The sequence below is a fragment of the Niallia sp. FSL W8-0951 genome (genome assembly GCF_038006525.1).
Lineage (GTDB): Bacteria > Bacillota > Bacilli > Bacillales > Cytobacillaceae > Niallia > Niallia circulans.
The window spans coordinates 3,212,698-3,231,462 of the sequence record NZ_JBBOVK010000001.1 but is presented as its reverse complement, the minus strand read 5'-3'; the positions used below and the strand labels follow the sequence as shown (position 1 = coordinate 3,231,462).

Genomic DNA, 18,765 nt, shown 5'->3' with positions numbered 1-18,765 from the left:
TTTCAATACTGTTTGATAGATATTATTTTTTAAAGCAATAATATAACATATTGACATAATAAAACGAAAAGAAGCTAATAAACAAACTATAGTTGAGTAATCAATATATAATTTTATTTCTATATTGTATTCTAAGCAAGAAATAGAAAAATAGTGGGAAGGTTCTTTCGTATCCTTTCTTTGTTAATGAAGTGTATGAGTAATAGGCCTATTTTCCTTTAATACCGCAAGCAAATAATTTTTTTTCTTGTTAAGCAATTGATATGATTAAGAATGACTTAAACAAGAAAGGATCTTGCAAAATGGCAAATTTAAATATACCTATATCTGTATTAAACCTTGCCCCGATTCGTGAGGGACAAACTTCTAACGAAGCTATTGAATCAATGGTGGATTTAGCTCAAGCAACAGAGAAAATGGGCTATAAACGTTATTGGATTGCTGAGCATCATAATACATCTACACTTGTTAGTTCGGCAACAGCTATTCTCATTAAGCATACGCTTGAACATACAGACAGCATTATCGTAGGATCTGGCGGCGTGATGCTTCCGAACCATTCTCCATTGGTAGTTGCCGAACAATTTGGAACGATGGCAACGATTTATCCAAATCGAGTAGATTTAGGACTTGGCAGAGCACCAGGAACCGACATGCTGACTGCGAGTGCGTTAAGACGGTCACAAAAGGATTCCGTCTATACGTTCCCAGAGGATGTTAATGCTCTTCTAACGTACTTTGGACCTGAAGAGGATCAAGGTTATGTGAAAGCACATCCGGGTGTTGGTACAAATGTACCGATATATATTCTTGGTTCTTCCACTGATTCAGCTTATTTAGCGGCAAGTCTAGGACTGCCTTATGTGTTTGCTTCTCATTTTGCACCGAGATATATGGCGGATGCAATCAAGATTTATCGTGAGCGTTTCAAACCTTCGAAGTATTTGGATAAGCCATATATGATGGTTTGTTTAAATTTGATTGCCGCTGAAACAGATGAAGAGGCGGCTGTTTTGCAGACGTCTACTCATCAATTTTTCCTAAATGTTGTACGGGGAACACAAATGCCGCTTCAGCCACCGGTGAATAGTTTAGATGGTCTTTGGAATCCACAAGAAGAAGAAATGGCCAGATCCATGTCTAGCGTGACTCTTTTAGGAAGCAAAGATTCCGTTCGCAAACAGCTTACAGCTTTCCAGGAACGCTTTAATGTCGATGAAATCATGGCAGTTTCTTATATTTTTGATCCTGAAAAACAGAAACGCTCTTATGAAATATTGAGAGAAGTAGTAGAGGGAAAATAAAAGTTCAGCAAAAAATTGCAAAAAATTAAATCATAAAAAAGGGTACTAGCTCCTGAAAGAGCAAGTACTCTTTTTTACCATTATTTCTCTTTATCCTCTTTTTTCTTTTCTTGCTGTTTCTCTTTTTGTTCCTCTGTTATTTTAAAATCACGATCCACTGTTTTGTTTTTTAAATCTTCATTTTTAACCATCTATAACGCCTCCTTTTTTCTTATATATAGACGATTTTAAGCAGATTAAACGGTAAAGTAATAGGAAAAAGTGGGATTATTTGGGTTTTGAGGAAGCGGAGGGATGGTTCTCCCTTTTTTTAATAACTAACATTTGAACTTTCTATTTATGATCCAGTTCGATTTTTCTGGACACTTTCTACGCCTACAATTATGTAATTTATCATATTTCATATTTTTTTGATAATGAGATGAAGATGCAATAACTATGCATATGAATAATTATTTAATCGCTTACATTTTTGCCAGTTAAAGTTGCAAAAACATATACTAAACTTCTTATAAACAGTTAATTATAATCAAATTATGAAAGGGGTTACTTTTCATGAAGGAACGCACAAAACAAGTATTGAAAAGACTTCTAACGGCAAATACGTATTTAACTTTAGAAGATTTAAGTAATGAATACCATATTAGCCAACGAACCTTGCGAAATGAATTAATGCTAATTAATGAGTTTCTCCAAAGCAACAATTATTCACTGGTTACCACAAAAAGAGGGAAGGGAATGCAGCTTACTCTGGCACATAGAGATGCAAAAACCTTATTGGAGCGAATGAATGCGGAAGGAACGAAAGAATATTACCATCCTGACGAGCGTTTCTTAGTATTACTTTTAGATATTGCTGATACTAGTAAAACCACTCTCTTATATGAAATGGAAGGACGTTTACAAGTATCGAAAAGTACAGTGGATGAAGATATGCGTAAGATTCGTCAGCATTTAAAAAAGTATGGTATTCAAGTCGTAAGTCTTCCGAAGCAAGGAGTTGTTTTACAAGGGGATGAAAGGTCTATTCGGTCGATGCTTTTTGATGTCATTAATAATCGGACAGATTTCGATTATATAACGCTATCGAGCAGAATGCCGAAGGAAATTAATTTTGAGGCTAGGCTAGTATTAAACTTTTTGGAAAGAGAACGGATAAAGATTATTGCACAATTGTATAACCAGCAATTGAAGCAGTTGAACCCAGATGTTAATCCTTTATATCATAATCAAGTTATCTTATTTTTAGCCATTTGGATCAGACGGATACATGATGGCAATACCATTAGTGATACGGTAAAAGGAAAAAGAGAATTAACGGAAGGGCAAATTAGAGATTTTATCGATCAAATTTGTGAGCGCTTTAAGCTATATCCCTCCCTATCAGAAATGAAATATATTGCCTTTACGATTGAATCTTTTGATTCGAAAGATATGAGTAATTCACTCGATTGGGTTACAGCACAGCTATTGACAATTCAACTAATCACTCATGTGGAGAAAGTAACACTTATCCCTTTCTCTTTGGAAGAAGAAGATTTATATGAGGGATTGTATAAACATATTACAGGCTTACTCAGTAGAGCAAGGAATGACATAAAGGTATTCAATCCATTAAAAGAGACAATTAAGGAATCCTATAGTTGGATCTATCAAGCGGTAGCAGGATTTAGTAACCATATAGAAAGTTATATAAAGAAACCATTATCAGAGGATGAAATAGGCTTTTTGACTATTTATTTTTCTACATCGACAAGTCGGATGAAGCAAGAGGAGCAGTATATTTATCAAGCGGTAGTTGTCTGTAATCACGGTATTTCTACAGGAAGGCTGTTGGCGGCAAATTTAAAGGAGCAATTCAATATAGAGATAATCACTGTTTTGAGTTCCTATGAACTGTCTTTTATCGACAAGTTAGATGTAGACATTATTTTCTCAACCATTCCGATTGACTATTCTAAGAAACCCTCCCTTTTGCTTAATCCTATATTAAGAGAAAGTGATAAAAAAGAGATTGATGCTTTCTTAGAACAAAATAAAGAAAAAAGAAGATTAGTGTCTAATGAAAGAGATGCAACCAAGATGCTGCAGGACATACTAACCTTAATGGAAGCGTGCGGTGCAAAGATAACAGCGGAGAGCTATCTGAACCTAGTAGATACCTTTAAACAACACCGCTTGAAATTTAATACAAGGGAGATTCAGCCAATGTTACAAGATATCCTCAGGGATAAGAATATTATACTCCATCAAGAATGTGAAGATTGGAAGGAGGTGATTGAGCGAGTCTCTCTCCCTTTAGTAACGGAGCAAGTTATCGAAGCTAGATATATTGAGGCAATGATTCATTCTGTTGAAGAATACGGTCCTTATATTGTGATAGGGAAGCACTTGGCGCTTGCGCATGCTAGACCAGAAGACGGTGTGAATGAATTAGGAATTAGTGTGATGACATTGAAAGAACCAATTATGTTTGGAAATGAAGAAAATGATCCTGTGAAAATTATTTTTTGCTTAGCAGCTGTAGATTCTTACTCTCATCTAAACATAATGAAGAGCTTGGTTGATTTGATAAATGATAAACAAAAGGTAGAAAGATTAATCCATGCAGATAATCTAGCTATTTTTAAGCAAGAGTTGTTTGAAAAGAATTCATGCAATAAAAATTGATTTTGCTAATGCTATCAAACTATTAAAAAGTTAAAGGAGAATGCTAATTGAAAAAGTTAAATATTTTATTTGTCTGTGGTGCTGGGTTAGGAAGCAGCTTTGCGTGTCAGATGGCAGCGGAGGATGTGTTAAACAAATTAAAAGTAAATGCAAAATTAGATCACAGTGACATTTCCTCAAGCGCGGCAGCAAAACCAGACATTATTATTACGGCACAAAACTTCCAGACTCAATTCGAAAAGTTCACTATTGATCCTGCCAAAACTCACATCATCTATTTGAAAAATATTGTTTCAAAACAAGAAATTGAAGAAAAACTAACACCGGTTTTACGAGAAAAAGGTGTGCTATCTTAATAAATAGGTAGAGAGAGGGATAAAAATGAGCGTCATCAACTTTATCATCCAAAATATCTTAACGCAAGCATCTATTACGGTCGCTTTAATTGCGATGCTTGGACTTATTTTACAAAAAAAATCGACTGGACAAATTATATCGGGTTCTTTAAAGACATTGTTAGGATTTATGGTTTTATCAGCTGGCTCCAGTATTATTGTAGGAAGTTTACTGTATTTCGGAGAGATTTTTACAGAAGGCTTTCATATGCAAGGGATTATTCCCTCCATAGAGGCTATTAATGGTCAGGCTATGAATGAATTGGGGTTAGGTCGCGATATTGCACTTACCTTTTTAGCTATATTTGTTTTTAATATTCTGATAGCTCGATTCACTAGATGGAAATATATATTTCTTACAGGTCAAGCGATATTATGGATGGCTACTATGACCACTGTTTTTGGATATTTTGCTGGCTTACGCGGATTAGCATTAATACTGATAGGCGGTTTAATTGGAGGAATCTTTGCGGTCGCTATGCCGGCAATTGCTCAGCCATTTGTACGAAAAATTACGGGTATGGATGAGATTGCATTAGGACATTTTTGTACAATTGGTTATGTTTTTGAAGCTGGGGTAGCAAAAGTATTCGGGGAAAAAGGCGAAAAGAAAAAATCAGTGGAAGATATAAAGCTGCCTTCTCAATTAGAATTTTTGCAAGATACGTATCTTTCCTTAATGACAGTGATGGTTCCTCTATTCATTATTACAGCTATTTTTGCCGGTGAGGAATTTGCTTCTACTTTTTCTGGAAGCACGAATTATATCATGTATGCATTCTTGCAATCCATCCAATTTGTAGTAGGAGTTTATGTACTGTTATCAGGAGTGCGCTTGTTATTAGGGGAGATTGTCCCGGCATTCAGAGGGATAGCTATGCGTGTTGTTCCAAATGCAAAGCCTGCACTTGATTGTCCAGTTCTTTTTCCTTACAGTCCTAATGCGGTAATTGTTGGTTTTATTACGACTGTCATTGGATCAATCATTGCGATGTTTGTTCTTCCTATCTTTGGTTTAGCGATGATTTTACCAGGGATATTAACCGCCTTCTTTGCAGGGGGGACAGCAGGAATTTTTGGAAATCTAACAGGTGGAAGACGAGGAGCCATTATAGGAGGAATATTCCACGGATTTTTTATCACCTTATTACCGGCACTATTAGTAACCATTTTTAACTCTATGGGATTTGTCAATGCAACAGCAACAGATGTAGATACTGTAACAGTTGCTTTATTATATGCATGGCTGATTGGTCCATTAATGAAGGCCTTCTAAGAGGAATTAACTGGATTTGGAGGGAATGATTATGTGGTTTAAAAGAAAATCAGAGAAAAATAAAAACGAGAATACCATATCGAAAAAGAAGCTTACGGAGGATCAGAAAGAAGAATTATTAGGTTTTATATCGAGAAAATCAATAGAAGTACAGTCGTTGAATATTGAGAATCAGGCAAGGGTCTTTGAAGAGATAGGTTTAGCCTATTACGAGCTTGGTGATGAAGAGAATGCAATAGCTTCACTAGAAAAAAGTCTTCAGCTGAAAAAAACAATTGGAGAAAGCTTTAAAACATTACTAAAGCTATATAACAAAAAAAGAGCAGAAGCAGCGGAAAGTAATGATGCCGATAATTTACAGACTTTTTTGAATAAAATAGATTTGCTGATGCAAATTTCAAAAGATGTTACCCGAGGTGTTAAGTGATACTTATTTAGGGAGGAAAATCACAATATGTATACAACATTAAAAGAAGTTACTCGTAAAGCCGAGGCACTAAATTATACAGTAGGTGCCTTTAATGCACATAATTTAGAGATGCTGCCAGAAATGATACGGGCGGCAAAGGAAATGGGCGCACCTATCATTATCCAAACAAGTATAGATACGGCTAAATATATCGGGCATGAAAACATAGTAGCGGTTTGTAAGTCTATGGCTACTAAGGAGATGGTAGATGTAGTTCTCCATTTGGATCATGCACATGATTTCAATGACATTAAAGAAGCGATAGATAAAGGGTATACATCTGTTATGTTTGATGGTTCTCACTTGCCCTTTAAAGAAAATATTATGAAGACAAGTGCAGTAGTGGAATATGCTCACCAGCATGGTGTATCTGTAGAAGGAGAGTTAGGAACTATCGGGGGAACTGAAGAAGGAATTCATGTGGAGGAGAGTGACAAGATTTATACAGATCCGCAGGATGCTTTGAAATTTGTAAAAGCAACAGGAGTAGATGCATTGGCAATTGCCATTGGCACCAATCATGGACAATACAAATCAAAAACAGATGTAAATATACCGCTATTGAAAGAAATCAACAGATTAGTAGATGTACCTTTAGTTATTCATGGAGGAACAGGTGTAAAGGAAAACGATATTCACGAATTAATAAATAACGGTATTCGGAAGTTTAATGTAGGTACAGAATTACTGGTGACTTGGACAAAAACAGCAAAAAAATATTTTGATGAAACAAAAGAAAATAAATCCCTGCGACACAATATTATTCCATGTAATGAAGCTGTAAAGGAAATTGTAAAACATAAAATAGAAATTTTCATGAATAAGGAAGGGGCTATAAATAACGTCTTATAATTACCCAAAATATTGCTCCTTATTGCGAGAAGAGAGTACAAGTATTTAAAAAAAGTACTCTTTTTTCTTGTATGAATAGTGGAAGAGGTGATTAGAAATGAATGGGGTCTTAATTTTATTAGCGGGTTATCCAGGAACTGGGAAGACTTTTCTAAGTAATATTATTAAAAAGAAGCTAGGCGGTTTAGTCAGGATTTCACCAGACGATATAAAAGAGGACTATTTCGATAGGTACGGCTTTCGTAATATAAAAGAGAAGCAACAAATTGAAAGAATAGCATGGGAAAAATACTATGAAATAATGGAAAAGCAAATGAAAAGAGGTAACGGCATTATTTCAGATTATCCTTTTAGCAGTAAACAAAAAACTTATCTTGAAAAATTAAGCGGAAATTATAACTATAAAGTTATTACCATTAGGTTAATCGCAGATTTGGATATATTATATGAGCGTCAGCAAAAACGAGACTTAGATCCAACTAGACACTTAAGTCATATAGTTAATTCTTATAAGAAGGGAGATTATTTAACTAATAGAGAAAAAGCAGATAACTTACTAACTTATGAAGAGTTCATAGAAAGATGTAAAACAAGAGGTTATAACACATTCAATTTAGGGAGACTTTTTGAAGTGGATGTGACCGATTATACTAATGTGAATTATACGGATTTAATAGATAATGTTGAAACGTACCTAAGTTTAGAATAGGAGCATATATATCATTAGGGGAAGCGACGAGAACGTTTTACTGTCTCTCTTTTTGAAGAGAACCACGAAAGGGAATTAGAAAAACATCCTCGTGATTCCCCTTTATATTACCAGCTTGCTTTTTTTAGTCCAGGAATTTGGCCTTTGTAGGCTAATTCTCTTAAGCAAATCCGGCATAATTTAAATTTGCGGTATACAGAATGAGGTCTTCCGCATTGTTCGCATCGTGTATATTCTTGTACTTTATATTTAGCAGTACGTTTTTGTTTATTGATAAGTGCTTGTTTAGCCATTATTCAGCCTCCTTTTAAAATAATTATAAACTAATAATTATTTTAAAAGAATAGGAGATTAATGGCAGATAGAGATACGGTTCTTGTGGTCCCCATCATTACAGTTATTCTTAATGGGAAACAGCAGAACCTCTGAGTACTTTCTATGAAACCCGGGTATAAATAATATAAATAGGGAGGTGACGCTGATGGCTGAGAATAAAGGAAAATCTACTTCGAATAAGACGCAGATGAATATGGATAATCCAGAACAATACCCTACAGAAAATGAAAGTTTATTTGATAAGTTTGAGATAGAGCAGACAGTTGATTCCATTCCAATGGAAGATTTAAAAGAAGAACAAAGAGAAGAAAAGGCAAAACATGACACCAAAAATACATCCTCAAGTGAAAAGAAGTATAAAACAGGTATGTAAAGAAACCGGAGGGATGGTTCTATGGAATCCTTATTTAATAGCAAGTCTAAATGGAAACAGAAGAACCTTCCCTCCGATTCCCCACAAAAAAGCACCCGAGATCAACTCTCAGGCACTTTTGGAATTTTATCTTTTGGGAAAGGCAACAGCATATTGTTTTGGCATTTCTGTTTCTTTGCGCAATTGCGCCGCTGCTTCGATAGTCCAATATGGGTTGCGAAGCATTCCTCTTCCTACAGCAACAAGGTCTGCATCCTCGTTCCCAATAACAGAGTTTGCTAGTTCTGCTGAATCCAGTCTTCCAACAGCAATAACGGGCACATTTAGTTCTTGTTTAAATGCACGAGCTAGAGGAACTTGGTAGGCAACATGTGTCCCAGGTCTGCCAGCAGCTGCAATTGGGCCTTCTCCACCTGCACTGACATGGAAAATATCTACTCCAGCTTCTTCGTATTTTTTAGAAAAAGCAACACTGTCTTCAATATCGTATCCGCCTTCTACATACTCTTTACCAGAAACACGCATGATTAGTGGCATGTCAGTCGGCATTTCTGCTTTCACCGCTTTAATGACTTCTACACCAAACTTCGTCAAATCTTGACCATATTCATCTGTACGTTTATTTGTATAGGCAGATTGGAATTGATGAATTAAATATCCATGTGCACCATGAATCTCGATAGTATCAAAACCAGCTTTTATTGCACGGGCAGCTGTTTGGCGGAATTTTTCTACCATTTCTTTTACTTCTTGTGTTGTTAATTCTCTTGGAGTTTTTGATTTATCATCAAATGGAATAGCAGATGCTGATACTGGTTGTGGAGCATCTTCTGCTTTTCTACCAGCATGTGCAATTTGTATACCCACTTTTGCGCCATATTGATGACAAGCATCGACAATACGTTTCAATGGTGCAATTTGCTCATCAGACCATAAACCTAAATCGTTATCTGTAATACGGCCATCTGGTTCTACATCAGTCATTTCAATAATAATTAATCCAGCACCGCCAATCGCACGGCTTACATAATGAACATAATGCCAATCTGTTGCAATTCCATCTTTCTTCTCCACTGAATATTGACACATTGGAGGCATTACCACTCGGTTTTTTAATTCTAATCCTTTATAAGAAAAAGGAGAAAATAGATCCTTCATATTTTTGCCTTCTTTCATCAATAAAATATATGTTTGTCTAAAAACTTACCACCAGCCGCTATTTAATTCAAATATTATGCTTTCACCAATGATTTATTATGTACAAGATGCTGAAAATAAATCCTATCGATTGTTATAAAAAATATTTATTTTAATAGATGAAATCTTACATATTTCATCCATGATAAAAATAAAATAAGAAAAGAGAAATGTAATTGCACAAATTACTATTTAAATATTAAAAATATACAGTAAATTAATAGTATTACCTTTTATCTTATTAATATGTTGTTATATAATGAATACAATATATATAGAGCGGCTTAAATCTTTCATAGGCGCAACATCACAGAATAAGATAATTGGATACTCAAATTATTTATTGGGGATGGAGATGATAAAGTGAGACTAGGTTCCATTATCTGTTTTTTTAAAAGACGCCATAAATTTAGTTATTACTCCAATAAGTGTGTGCGTTGCGGCAAAAAAAGAGAGATTTAAAAGGATAACAAATAATAAGGTGTTTTTTAAAATACTCTCGGACATGAAGAGTATTTTTTTATTTAAAAAACAATGACTTGCTAAAACTAATAGCATTAGTTAAAATGAAACTAATACCATTAGTTTTTTTAATCAGGAGGTTTGACTATTGAGAATTATCCACCATAATTATTTATATCAATTGACTTTTTTGCCAAGAATTTTTCCAGTGAACTGCTATCTCGTCGAGGAAGGGGAAGAATTAACATTAATTGATACAGCTTTGCCTTTCAGCTATAAAAAAATTCTCTTATTTGCTGAAAAACTGAATAAACCGATTACGAAGATTATTCTTACTCATGCCCATGGAGATCATATTGGCTCATTAGATGCCCTAAAAGAAAGATTACCAGATGCGAAAGTCTATATATCTGTACGAGATGCTCGCATATTAGGCGGGGATCATACTATTGACAAGCAAGAGGAACCCTTTGTTTTAAAAGGGGGTTTACCTAAAAATATCAAGACGAATCCAGATGTGCTAATAAAAGATGGGGATCAAATTGGTTCGCTAATAAGTATTTCTTTACCAGGACATACACCAGGGAGCTTTGGCTTTCTCGATAAACGAGATAATAGTTTGATTACTGGAGATGCTTTTCATACAAGAGGAGGCTTTGCTATAAGTGGTCAATTTCGGACTTTCTTTCCTTTTCCAGCATTGGCAACCTGGAATAAGGAGAAAGCCATTGAGAGTGCGAAGAAAGTGCTGTCTCTAAATATTAGTCTTTTAGCCACTGGGCATGGAGATCTGCTGGAAAATGCTCAGCCTTCTATTGAATCATTACTTAAAAAAGAAAGAGGATAAATATGTCGCCAAGAGCAGGAATAACACATAATGATATTATTGCCATGGCAATCGAAATTGCCAATACGGAAGGATTAAAGGAAGTAACGATAGCTAATCTAGCAAAGCGACTTCAGGTTAAATCTCCATCCCTATATAATCATATCAATGGGCTTCCCGATATCATGAATCTGTTAACATTGCGAGCATTAGAAAGTCTATATCAGTTATTAAAGAACGCAATAATGGAAGGGGGAAAAGCAGAGACTATCCATAATCTAAGCTTCGCCTACTTAACCTATGCGAGAGAGCAGCCAGGGCTCTACATGTTAACTATTGAATCGGCATCGAAGAAAGGAGAGGAAATTCAAACGGCTGCTAATCAAATAATTCAATTATTAATAGAAGTATTAAAGCCATATGATTTAAACGAAGAAGAGACCATTCATGCCATTCGCGGGCTGAGGAGCATTCTTCATGGATTTGCCTCTATTGAAAATCAAAAAGGATTTGGCATGCCGATAGAGCTGGATAAAAGCTTTCATTATTTGGTTTCTACTTTTATTGAAGGGTTGGAAAAACATTCATAAGCGAAGTGGAAAGGGTCACTATTATAGTCGCCCTTTTTTTATGGCAAAAGTAGGCGTATTCACTAATGACTTTTGTTTGGTTTAAAGAAAAGGAACATGTTAAAATAGTTCAGTCATTTAACTATTTATCTGCCTATTTGTAATGATAAAGATAAAAACATTCATTTTTGATAAGAAGTTTTAAGAAAATAAGTCTATCCTGTTGCATTTAATAGAAACATAGAGAAAGGAGTTACTATGTTAATTAGGGTAATGATAGCCGATAAAGATAAACGAGTGATCGCTCGTATTCGTTATTATTTAAAGGATCATAAGGATATAGAAATTATTGCTGTGTGTGATAACGGCAATGATTTAGTTTATCAATATCAGAAGTGGAAGCCTGATTTGATAATAACAGAAGTAGATTTACCATCTATGAACGGACTGGAAGTCATGAAGCAATGTTACCAATTAGGGGGAGAAATTCATTTTATTTTTTTAGCAGAAGGTGAGAAGGATGCATTAGAAGCATTGGAATTAGATGCTATTGATTTTTTGGTCAAGCCATTCAGAAGTTTTCGATTATCTAAAGCTATTGAAAAAGCAAAACGAGTGATAGCGAGCAAGAGAGAAAGGTTCTCTTTCAATAATTTACCAGTTAAATATCATAAAGGCATGTATTATATTAAAAAGGAAGAAATATATTTTATTGAGAAAATAGGCAAGAAATGTGTTATATATACGGCCGAAGATATAGTGGAGACTCGGGAAAATATTGGTGAGTTATTACCTCAATTAGATGATACATTTTTTCTGTCGCATCGTTCCTATATTATCAATCTAGAAAAGGTGACAGAGATTAGTCCCTATAAGGAAACGTATATTGCCTATTTTGATGGAGTAAACAGACAAGCGAAAATATCAAAGTTGAAAATTAATGAGGTAAAGGAAAGAGTATCTATGCTTTTATAAGTTAGCTAGTACTTTTATATCTCCTAAATAAAAATAAATATGTCGAAACATGGAATATTATGTAGATACTCTCAAATGGCTAAAGTTCTGTTTAAAAAGTATCTTTTTCATACAGAAATGACTAAAATTATGTCTAAATGGCGTTAAGTTCAATAGACAAATACTGACAGAATCGGTAAATTTACTTGTATGATTAGATAAATTTGAAAAATCAGGACTTTTCGTTTATTTTGGAGGATACCCTAAGTGGATATAATAACAAGATTAAAAAGCAAAAAGTTTTATCATGTATATCAGCCAATTTGGAATATAAAAGAATGGAAGATTATCGGATATGAATCATTGCTGCGTATATCCCAAGAGCCAGACATCTCGTTAGAAGCTTTCTTCGCTGATGCGAGAAAGGAGAATTATTTATCTGAATTAGATACCTTTCTTATTAACAATACGATTGAACACTACCAGATACTTTCATCAAGAAGAAAGAAGCCACTATTTATCAATATATTTCCATCAACCATCATACATGAATCATTTGATTCGCTGATTCTATCTTTACTTGAAAAATTCCCAGCCATGAAAGGGAAGATTATCTTTGAATTAAATGAAACAGTATTAGAGGAAGAGCTATGGGATTCCTCTCTATTTAAGGAGAAGATTACCTTTCTAAAAGACAATCAGTTTCAAATAGCTTTAGATGATTTTGGGAAAGGCATAGCAAATTTTGAGAAAATCTTAGAGATTTCTCCTAGCTATCTTAAACTAGATCGTTATTTTTCCAACAATTTAGCTTTTTCCACTGAAAAACAAAAACTAGTTCATCTATTAATGGATTTTGCAGATGAAAAGATGAAAATTATCTTGGAAGGAATTGAAGAGGAGACAGATTTAGCGATGACTAAAGCATTGAAGGTTCCTTTTGGCCAAGGATTTTTGTTAGGAAAACCAGAGATGCTGGTCTAAAAAGTTTTTTAATGAATTATTAAGTACAAGGAGTAATATAATTGTTTTTTATAGAAAAAGCACGCTGCCGTATCATTGTGTTTAGATCTCAATTACTTACATGTGATCAAACATCTTATGGCAGCTATTTTTATATAAGAGAATCATAAAAAGTCGGATGGAATCATTAGAATGACATTGAAATTAAGAATAAAATAAAGTTATATTTACATAAGGTTATATGAGGCATTTAAATTAAGGGCTATTGGATGAATATCTATTACAGGAAAAATACAGGGTATGCGATACTTTTTTTTGAATCTTCCTGTATAGGTGAATCCGTTAGTTTCATCAGTGAATAGGGAGTTAATGAGATGGATCATCAGGGGGTAGTTGTCTTATATAGAAAGGAGAAAGAATGGAAACGCTAACGATAGCGGTAGCTTGTATCGATTCACCTATTAATTCATCTATCCATAATTTGATTGCTATCCATTCTAGTTTTAAAATAATAGGAGAAGCAAAGACTGGAGAAGAATTATTAGAATTAATTTATCGAGCGAAGCCTAATATTATAATTGTTGATTATGACTTACCATCTATCCATTCCACTATTTTTAATAGTGCCTATAAAGACTATCTCCCCGATTTCCAGCTTATTTTAGTAGGCAAGGATAAAAAACAGGCGATTGAAGCATTTAATTATTCAGCAGTTGGTTATTTGCAGAAGCCTATTATGGAATCACCATTCCTATCCCTTTTATATAAAATAAAAGAATCTTATACTAAGAGTAGAAGACAGATTCATACCGGGAAGGGGAATCGGATTTTAATCAAATTAAGTAATCGATTTGTTTATATCCCAATAGAAGAAATTTTGTTTATAGAAATAATCGCACGAAAAACAATGGTACATACAATCAAGAAATCATATGAAACGACAGAAACCTTTCTCTCCTTCGTAGACCGATTACCGTGGTATTTTTATCGTACCCACCGTTCCTTTCTTGTTAATTTAAAGAAAATTGTTCGCATTGAATTATTCGGCGAATCCTATTTAGCCTATTTCTCTGGAACGGATAAGCGTGCAAACATATCAAAATTAAAAATACGAGAAGTCCATTCCTTGTTGATTCAATAAGAGGGGGGATATTCTTTTTCCATAAAAAAGGGAAGCAGGAACCGTGGTTCTGCTTCCTCATTCTTTAATTAGAAGATAGATAAAATATGGAGCACCTAAACAGGATAGAACGAGCCCAACTGGTATTTCTGAGCCAACCATGAGACTTTTGGCGATGATATCAGATGTTAACAGGAGAAGTGCTCCTATTAGTGCCGCTATCGGCAGGAGTCGTTGGTGTTTTGGACCAACTAGCATTCTTGCTAAATGTGGGGCAAGAAGCCCTAAAAAGGAGATTCCTCCGCCAACTGATACACATGCTCCTGAAAGTCCGACAGCAAGCAGCAAAAGTAATCCTCGCTCTTTTTCGATCGAAACACCAAGACCCTTTGCTAGATTATCACCTAGTTGTAGTAAATTAATGGATTGGAATTTGCTTATTGCAATCGGAACAAGAATAAGAATCCAAGGTAAAAGGGCAAGAACATAACTCCAACTTGCGCTCCAAATACTTCCGGAAAGCCAAATAGTCGCTTGGGTAAAATCCCGGGGATCCATCATCAATTGAAAAATGATGATTAAAGCACCGAACGCAGCGTTAATGCCGATACCGACTAATACTAAGCGAACAGGCGTAACCCCATCCTTCCATGCAATGATGTAGATGAGTGCAGCAGCCATTAGAGCTCCAGCAAGTGCAAAAAATGGCATGATATAAACCGATAATGAACCTGCTTGAAAAGCACTTCCTTGAATAAAGAAGATATAAAGGATAACGCCAAAGCCAGCTCCAGAATTGATGCCTATAATACCTGGGTCGGCTAAACTATTACGCGAAACCCCTTGTAAAATCGCTCCAGCAATTGCCATTCCCATTCCTATTAAAACGGCAATTACAGATCGAGGCAGTCGAAAGTTATATAGAATATTAAAGTTTTGAACGGTGCCTTTACCGGTAAAAGCTTCTATCATTTCCATCGGACTAATTTTTATGGTTCCCATATTTAGACTTAGAACAAAGACTAAAACGATAGCCGTAAGTAAGGCAGTGCTAACAATATATATGTTTTTGTTCGTTAATTTTAAAGAAGACATTACAGACCCCTCCCTTCTCGACGTGCTAAATATAGAAAGAAAGGAACGCCAATTACCGCTGTTATGGCTCCTAATGGTGTTTCAAAAGGAGGATGAATCAAGCGTGCAACGATATCTGACAGCACTAACAAAAGTGCACCAACAACTGCCGAACAAGGAATAATTAATCGATAATCCGATCCTACAATAAAACGAACAATATGGGGAACAACGAGTCCTACAAATCCAATAGTTCCCCCGACTGCCACAGCAGCCCCAGTTAAAAGCAAAACGACAATCGTACCTAATAATTTCACTAGACCAACCTTTTGGCCTAAACCAGCAGCAATATCCTCACCTAAACTTAAAATAGTAATAGATTTACTAATGAAAAAAGCGAGAATTAGTCCTAGTATAGCCACAGGGATAAGTAATTTTACATTAATCCACTGTACTCCAGCTACTCCTCCTGCATACCAAAAGCTAATATCTTTAGCTACATCAAAGCGAAGGGCAATTCCAGTTGAAATGGAACTAAGGAAGGCACTGATAGCAGTACCAGCGAGCGCTAATTTCATTGGTGTTAATCCTCTTTTGGAGAGTGCGCCAATCAAAAAGACTAAAGCTGCCCCTAAACCTGCGCCAATGAATGCAAAGAGCATAATAGTCATATTGGAAACAGCAGACAGAAAAGCAAAGGCAATCGATACGGCAAACATAGCTCCAGAAGTTACCCCCATTATAGAAGGAGAGGCGAGTGCGTTTCTCGTCATCCCTTGCATGATGGCACCAGATACGGCAAGGCTTGCTCCGATAAAGGTAGCAGCAAGTGCTCGTGGGAGGCGTAAACGATAAACAATTTGATGAGCGGTGGACGTACTATCAAAATGAAATAGTCCTTGTATAACTGTTGATAGGTTAATATCGGCTACTCCTAAAATGATGGACATACAAATAGAAAAGAAAAGCATTATAAGACCAATTAAGACAACCAAAGTGGCAGCTTTTGGTCTAAATATAGCAGCTTTATCATTTTCAAAAGAGTTACTTTTACTCATGAGGAACCCACTTTCTAATAAAATAGAGAGAAAAATAGTAAATAATAGTATGTAAATGGTTAAATAATAATCGATATAGGAAACATTTCAATTAATTTTACTATAAAATTAATTGAAAATCGATATTATTATTGAAAGTGATAATCGTTATCATTTATAATCGAAATATAACCTATTAGGAGGATACATAATGAATAACCGAAAGATGAAATCAATATTATTTATTTGTTTACTACTAGTTTTCACTGTTCTTGCGGCATGTGGAAATAATAATAGTAAAGAAAATAACAATAAAGAGAATGGCGCTTCCCAAGATGCAACGGAACGTACATTAACAGATGCACTTGGAAATGAAGTAAAGGTTCCGGCAGAGCCAAAAAGAATTATTGGTTCATACTTAGAAGATGATTTACTATCATTAGGGGTAACTCCAGTTGCTCAATGGTCCATTAAAGAGGGAAAAGGGGTTCAAGCTTATCTGCAAGACTCGTTAAAAGATGTCCCAACCATTGACTCTTCACTGCCTTATGAAGCAGTGTCCAGCTTTGCTCCTGATTTAGTATTAATGTCATCGGGCGCACAAGTAGAGGGGGCAAAATATGATCAATACGCGAAACTTGCTCCTACCTATGTTGTTTCAAAAGAAAATAATAATGACTGGCGCACGAGGCTCCAAACAATTGGAGAAGTAATTGGGAAAAAGGCAGAGGCAGAAAAAGTGTTAGCAGACTATAACAAAAAGGCAGAAGATGCGAAAGGAAAGATTCAGGCATCTATTAAAGATGAATCAGCAGCAGCAATTTGGCTTGTATCGAATCAATTATTTATTGTCGGAGAGAATGTATCAAGCGGAGCAGTCCTATATGGCGATTTAGGCTTGAAGGTTCCAGAAGTAGTAAAAGAAATATCCGCTACTGCAACAGGAAACTGGTCAGCCATTTCATTAGAAAAACTTGCTCAATTGGATGCCGATCATCTATTCCTAATCAATAGTGACGGTAAAGGAGCAGAAGTGCTTAAAGATTCCCTATGGTCCAATATTCCAGCTGTGAAAAAAGGAAACATTTATGAATACGGTCCTGACACAAGCTGGCTATACTCCGGTCCAATCGCCAATACACAAATCATTGACGACGTAGTAGAAAGTCTAGTGAAATAAGCAAAGGAATGGTTCTTCCGAGGACTTTCTCCATAAAAAAGCCAAGTAGAAGTGGAAATACTTTTACTTGGCCTTTTATTTTTATGAAATATGTTTAAAAAACAAATAATTTATCCTCATATGAATCGTCCCTATGATTCCTTTCTTCTATAGTATCTAAATCTTGAAACGAGCATGTCCATTACGATTTGATAGATAAAGGAGTGGGTTTGGATATCTGTTTGATGTGGGAAGAGGATAGAATCTTGAACGAAATCGTAATCATTCACCTTTGGATTGGAGGAGATTACAACGATTTTTGCTTTCGTATTTTTAAAAACATTTTTCTTTGGTGTTCCTGCCCGAAGCTGTTGTTTTTCTAAGAAGTTTCCTGAGTTAGAAAAAATGATAATTAATGTATCTTCTTCCGCTTCTTCGATATACTCCTCTTGTTTCCTATCACTTTGAAAAGTGACAATAAATTTCCCGTTATAAGCTAATTTATATTGCAGATCAAAGGCGGCTGATTCCGAAAATAATAAGCCAAAGGAAGCAACATTTTTGAAATGTAGGATATCTTTAGCCAGTCTGTCAATGGCTTCTAAATCAATTTCTCTTTTATATGCTTCTATATCTTTGATAATGGCATCAAAGTAGCTTTCCGTCCCTAATTTTTCAATAGAAGACAAAATATTGGAGACGTAATTCAAATCATTTTGATAGCGATTCTCTATAAAAGGGGCTGCATCCTTCAAATCAAAGTAGTCATCAAATCCAATAGAACGGGCAAACTTAGAGATCGTAGACTTTGAAACATTGCAAAGCTTGGCCACTTCAGAGATGCTTAAGTGTGAGATTTCATTATAATGATTTAATAGAGTAATGGCGATATGATAGTTAGTTGAATCTAGTCGTTCATTGTTAAGAACAGTAAGCAATCGTACAATTAGCTGCCCCACCTAATAATCCCTCCTGAAATGTAATGGTTTCCAAAAAACGAAATTTTAATGAAAACGTTAA

General features: G+C 35.2%; 19 protein-coding genes. 14 read left to right on the top strand and 5 right to left on the bottom strand.

The window, feature by feature from the left end; all coding sequences use genetic code 11:
* Nucleotides 1–302: 302 nt before the first annotated feature.
* From NSS71_RS15925 to NSS71_RS15895, 7 genes are all read left to right on the top strand, one after another.
* Nucleotides 303–1,304: an LLM class flavin-dependent oxidoreductase gene (locus NSS71_RS15925; protein WP_336045401.1), complete on the top strand. Its 1,002-nt coding sequence runs from the start codon at nucleotides 303–305 to the stop codon at nucleotides 1,302–1,304.
* 555 nt (nucleotides 1,305–1,859) lie between these two features.
* Nucleotides 1,860–3,974 (top strand): BglG family transcription antiterminator, encoded by a 2,115-nt coding sequence (locus NSS71_RS15920; protein WP_095322756.1) that lies wholly within the window; start codon nucleotides 1,860–1,862, stop codon nucleotides 3,972–3,974.
* A gap of 47 nt (nucleotides 3,975–4,021) precedes the next feature.
* Entirely contained in the window at nucleotides 4,022–4,330 is a 309-nt protein-coding gene (locus NSS71_RS15915) for a PTS sugar transporter subunit IIB (protein ID WP_061798103.1), read from the top strand.
* 25 nt (nucleotides 4,331–4,355) lie between these two features.
* Nucleotides 4,356–5,645 (top strand): PTS sugar transporter subunit IIC, encoded by a 1,290-nt coding sequence (locus NSS71_RS15910; protein ID WP_047944448.1) that lies wholly within the window; start codon nucleotides 4,356–4,358, stop codon nucleotides 5,643–5,645.
* 31 nt (nucleotides 5,646–5,676) lie between these two features.
* Nucleotides 5,677–6,072 carry a hypothetical protein gene (locus tag NSS71_RS15905; protein WP_061798101.1) on the top strand — a complete coding sequence of 132 codons (396 nt, stop codon included), beginning with the start codon at nucleotides 5,677–5,679 and terminating at the stop codon, nucleotides 6,070–6,072.
* A 27-nt stretch (nucleotides 6,073–6,099) separates the two neighbouring features.
* Nucleotides 6,100–6,966: a class II fructose-bisphosphate aldolase gene (locus NSS71_RS15900; RefSeq protein WP_061798099.1), complete on the top strand. Its 867-nt coding sequence runs from the start codon at nucleotides 6,100–6,102 to the stop codon at nucleotides 6,964–6,966.
* Between the two features lie 97 nt (nucleotides 6,967–7,063).
* The gene (locus tag NSS71_RS15895; RefSeq protein WP_047944446.1) at nucleotides 7,064–7,675 is read left to right on the top strand and encodes an AAA family ATPase; all 612 of its coding nucleotides are present in this window, start codon (nucleotides 7,064–7,066) and stop codon (nucleotides 7,673–7,675) included.
* A gap of 107 nt (nucleotides 7,676–7,782) precedes the next feature.
* On the opposite strand, the gene NSS71_RS15890 is transcribed toward NSS71_RS15895, so the two are convergent.
* Nucleotides 7,783–7,968: a type Z 30S ribosomal protein S14 gene (locus NSS71_RS15890; RefSeq protein WP_047944445.1), complete on the bottom strand. Its 186-nt coding sequence runs from the start codon at nucleotides 7,966–7,968 to the stop codon at nucleotides 7,783–7,785.
* A 188-nt stretch (nucleotides 7,969–8,156) separates the two neighbouring features.
* On the opposite strand from NSS71_RS15890, the gene NSS71_RS15885 reads away from it, so the two are divergent.
* A complete protein-coding gene (locus NSS71_RS15885; protein ID WP_061798096.1) occupies nucleotides 8,157–8,384 on the top strand; it encodes a hypothetical protein in 228 nt (75 codons plus the stop codon).
* A gap of 126 nt (nucleotides 8,385–8,510) precedes the next feature.
* Here NSS71_RS15885 and NSS71_RS15880 read toward each other — a convergent pair whose 3' ends face one another.
* Nucleotides 8,511–9,542: an NADH:flavin oxidoreductase/NADH oxidase gene (locus tag NSS71_RS15880; RefSeq protein WP_047944443.1), complete on the bottom strand. Its 1,032-nt coding sequence runs from the start codon at nucleotides 9,540–9,542 to the stop codon at nucleotides 8,511–8,513.
* Between the two features lie 649 nt (nucleotides 9,543–10,191).
* Here NSS71_RS15880 and NSS71_RS15875 point away from each other — a divergent pair.
* From NSS71_RS15875 to NSS71_RS15855, 5 genes are all read left to right on the top strand, one after another.
* On the top strand, nucleotides 10,192–10,890 hold the full coding sequence (locus NSS71_RS15875; RefSeq protein ID WP_047944442.1) for an MBL fold metallo-hydrolase: 699 nt from the start codon (nucleotides 10,192–10,194) through the stop codon (nucleotides 10,888–10,890).
* A gap of 2 nt (nucleotides 10,891–10,892) precedes the next feature.
* A complete protein-coding gene (locus NSS71_RS15870; protein WP_047944441.1) occupies nucleotides 10,893–11,459 on the top strand; it encodes a TetR/AcrR family transcriptional regulator in 567 nt (188 codons plus the stop codon).
* A gap of 237 nt (nucleotides 11,460–11,696) precedes the next feature.
* On the top strand, nucleotides 11,697–12,413 hold the full coding sequence (locus NSS71_RS15865) for a LytR/AlgR family response regulator transcription factor (protein WP_061798094.1): 717 nt from the start codon (nucleotides 11,697–11,699) through the stop codon (nucleotides 12,411–12,413).
* 246 nt (nucleotides 12,414–12,659) lie between these two features.
* A complete protein-coding gene (locus tag NSS71_RS15860) occupies nucleotides 12,660–13,376 on the top strand; it encodes an EAL domain-containing protein (RefSeq protein ID WP_095259527.1) in 717 nt (238 codons plus the stop codon).
* A 397-nt stretch (nucleotides 13,377–13,773) separates the two neighbouring features.
* On the top strand, nucleotides 13,774–14,496 hold the full coding sequence (locus tag NSS71_RS15855; protein WP_047944438.1) for a LytR/AlgR family response regulator transcription factor: 723 nt from the start codon (nucleotides 13,774–13,776) through the stop codon (nucleotides 14,494–14,496).
* A gap of 57 nt (nucleotides 14,497–14,553) precedes the next feature.
* Here the strand turns inward: NSS71_RS15855 and NSS71_RS15850 are convergent, their stop codons facing one another.
* Entirely contained in the window at nucleotides 14,554–15,570 is a 1,017-nt protein-coding gene (locus NSS71_RS15850; RefSeq protein WP_095259526.1) for a FecCD family ABC transporter permease, read from the bottom strand.
* Entirely contained in the window at nucleotides 15,570–16,607 is a 1,038-nt protein-coding gene (locus tag NSS71_RS15845; protein WP_047944436.1) for a FecCD family ABC transporter permease, read from the bottom strand. Before NSS71_RS15845 ends, NSS71_RS15850 begins: the two co-directional genes overlap by 1 nt.
* Nucleotides 16,608–16,797: 190 nt before the next feature.
* Between NSS71_RS15845 and NSS71_RS15840 the strand changes: the two genes are divergently transcribed.
* A complete protein-coding gene (locus NSS71_RS15840; RefSeq protein WP_047944435.1) occupies nucleotides 16,798–17,766 on the top strand; it encodes an iron-hydroxamate ABC transporter substrate-binding protein in 969 nt (322 codons plus the stop codon).
* Between the two features lie 131 nt (nucleotides 17,767–17,897).
* Here the strand turns inward: NSS71_RS15840 and NSS71_RS15835 are convergent, their stop codons facing one another.
* A complete protein-coding gene (locus tag NSS71_RS15835; RefSeq protein WP_047944434.1) occupies nucleotides 17,898–18,704 on the bottom strand; it encodes a MurR/RpiR family transcriptional regulator in 807 nt (268 codons plus the stop codon).
* Between the last annotated feature and the right edge of the window lie 61 nt (nucleotides 18,705–18,765).

What these genes read in the sequence shown, in the direction of transcription:
- NSS71_RS15925 (WP_336045401.1), top strand. Translation starts at nt 303, where the DNA reads ATGGCAAATTTAAATATACCTATATCTGTATTAAACCTTGCCCCGATT.
- NSS71_RS15920 (WP_095322756.1), top strand. Translation starts at nt 1,860, where the DNA reads ATGAAGGAACGCACAAAACAAGTATTGAAAAGACTTCTAACGGCAAAT.
- NSS71_RS15910 (WP_047944448.1), top strand. Translation starts at nt 4,356, where the DNA reads ATGAGCGTCATCAACTTTATCATCCAAAATATCTTAACGCAAGCATCT.
- NSS71_RS15905 (WP_061798101.1), top strand. Translation starts at nt 5,677, where the DNA reads ATGTGGTTTAAAAGAAAATCAGAGAAAAATAAAAACGAGAATACCATA.
- NSS71_RS15900 (WP_061798099.1), top strand. Translation starts at nt 6,100, where the DNA reads ATGTATACAACATTAAAAGAAGTTACTCGTAAAGCCGAGGCACTAAAT.
- NSS71_RS15895 (WP_047944446.1), top strand. Translation starts at nt 7,064, where the DNA reads ATGAATGGGGTCTTAATTTTATTAGCGGGTTATCCAGGAACTGGGAAG.
- NSS71_RS15890 (WP_047944445.1), bottom strand. Translation starts at nt 7,968, where the DNA reads ATGGCTAAACAAGCACTTATCAATAAACAAAAACGTACTGCTAAATAT.
- NSS71_RS15885 (WP_061798096.1), top strand. Translation starts at nt 8,157, where the DNA reads ATGGCTGAGAATAAAGGAAAATCTACTTCGAATAAGACGCAGATGAAT.
- NSS71_RS15880 (WP_047944443.1), bottom strand. Translation starts at nt 9,542, where the DNA reads ATGAAGGATCTATTTTCTCCTTTTTCTTATAAAGGATTAGAATTAAAA.
- NSS71_RS15870 (WP_047944441.1), top strand. Translation starts at nt 10,893, where the DNA reads ATGTCGCCAAGAGCAGGAATAACACATAATGATATTATTGCCATGGCA.
- NSS71_RS15865 (WP_061798094.1), top strand. Translation starts at nt 11,697, where the DNA reads ATGTTAATTAGGGTAATGATAGCCGATAAAGATAAACGAGTGATCGCT.
- NSS71_RS15855 (WP_047944438.1), top strand. Translation starts at nt 13,774, where the DNA reads ATGGAAACGCTAACGATAGCGGTAGCTTGTATCGATTCACCTATTAAT.
- NSS71_RS15850 (WP_095259526.1), bottom strand. Translation starts at nt 15,570, where the DNA reads ATGTCTTCTTTAAAATTAACGAACAAAAACATATATATTGTTAGCACT.
- NSS71_RS15845 (WP_047944436.1), bottom strand. Translation starts at nt 16,607, where the DNA reads ATGAGTAAAAGTAACTCTTTTGAAAATGATAAAGCTGCTATATTTAGA.
- NSS71_RS15840 (WP_047944435.1), top strand. Translation starts at nt 16,798, where the DNA reads ATGAATAACCGAAAGATGAAATCAATATTATTTATTTGTTTACTACTA.